The sequence below is a fragment of the Variovorax sp. E3 genome (assembly GCF_016082275.1).
Classification (GTDB): domain Bacteria; phylum Pseudomonadota; class Gammaproteobacteria; order Burkholderiales; family Burkholderiaceae_C; genus Variovorax.
Window position 1 is genome coordinate 1 of record NZ_MOWM01000335.1, and the last position, 1,217, is coordinate 1,217.

The 1,217-nt window shown below is 74.7% G+C and carries 2 protein-coding genes; both read left to right on the forward strand.

Going from position 1 to position 1,217, the window contains the following annotated elements; all coding sequences use genetic code 11:
• The first annotated feature begins 226 nt into the window (after window positions 1–226).
• Window positions 227–550 carry a DUF2169 domain-containing protein gene (locus tag BMG07_RS40655; RefSeq protein WP_198089208.1) on the forward strand — a complete coding sequence of 108 codons (324 nt, stop codon included), beginning with the start codon at window positions 227–229 and terminating at the stop codon, window positions 548–550.
• An 11-nt stretch (window positions 551–561) separates the two neighbouring features.
• Window positions 562–1,217: DUF2169 domain-containing protein (locus tag BMG07_RS40660; RefSeq protein ID WP_198089209.1), on the forward strand; the 656-nt coding region annotated here is incomplete at its 3' end.

Consider the following 1,217-nt stretch of genomic DNA (forward strand, 5'->3'; position numbering starts at 1 on the left):
CCCGACAGCGGGGGTGGCGGCGGTGGCGGCGGGAGCGGCGGCGCGGGTGGCCCGGACGGAGCCGGCGGCGCGCCCAATTCCTCCCAGCCGGACGACCCGAACTCGTCCTCGTCCGAGCCCTGAGGCGGCGCCGCATGCAAGTCGTCAAGCCGCAGGCCATGGGGTTGAGCACGAGGCCGATCGAATACCGCCGGCGTTCGGCCTGTGCATCACCGCGGCCCTGCACGTGCCTTTCGCGCAGGGCGAGCAGGGCACGCTCTGGGGCGAGCAGTCGATGTGGGACTTCCTGGCCGCGGAAATGGGCGAGCCCCTGATCGACGAAGGCGTGGCCAAGCTCACGCCCGAGTTCCTGGTGCACGGCAAGGCCTTCGCGCCGTCCGGGCAGGAGGGGGCGTGCGCGGTGCGCGCCAGCCTCGGGGGCACGCACAAGACGCTGCTGGTGTATGGCGACCGCTTCTGGGACGGCACCCGCGCCAGCGCGCCGCGGCCCTTCGGCGAGGGCATGCCCATCGACTGGGCGCATGCCTACGGCGGAGCGACCTGCCCCTGAACCCGGCCGGCATGGGCCGGCAGCCGCGCGACGGCCAGCGCCCGCTGCCCAACATCGAGCGCGCGGACGATCCGCTGCACCACCCCGACCAGGCCGCGCAGCCGGCGGGCTGGCATCGGCTGGACCCGGGCCACCCGCAGCGCCTGCAGTACCGCGGCACCTACGACGCCGACTACCTGAAGCTGCATGCACCCGGCTTCGCGCCCGACCTGGACTGGCGCTATTTCAACCTCGCGCCGGCGGACCAGTGGCTGGACGCGCCCCTGCGCGGCGACGAGCCCTTCGTGCTGGAAAACCTGCACCCGCGCGAGCCGCGCATCGAAGGCCGCCTGCCCGGGCTGCGTGCGCGCGTGTTCGCCAGCTACGCGGTGGCCGGCAGCGAGCCCAGGCTGCGCGAGGTGCCGATGCGGGCGACCACCGTGTGGTTCTTTCCGGGCGCGCAGCGGCTGGTGCTGCTCTTCCACGGCCTGGCCGAGGTGGCCAGCGACGACGGTGCCGACGTGGTCGGCCTCACCGGCGCGGTCGAGCGGCTCGGCCAAGCGAAGGACGACGCCCATTACCTGCGCGTGCTCGCCCAGCGCGCCGACCCGCGCCTGGGCGCCGTGCACAGCCTGCGCGACAGCGACCTGCTGCCCGCCGGCCTCGACGCCGTGGACCCGGCGGCGGT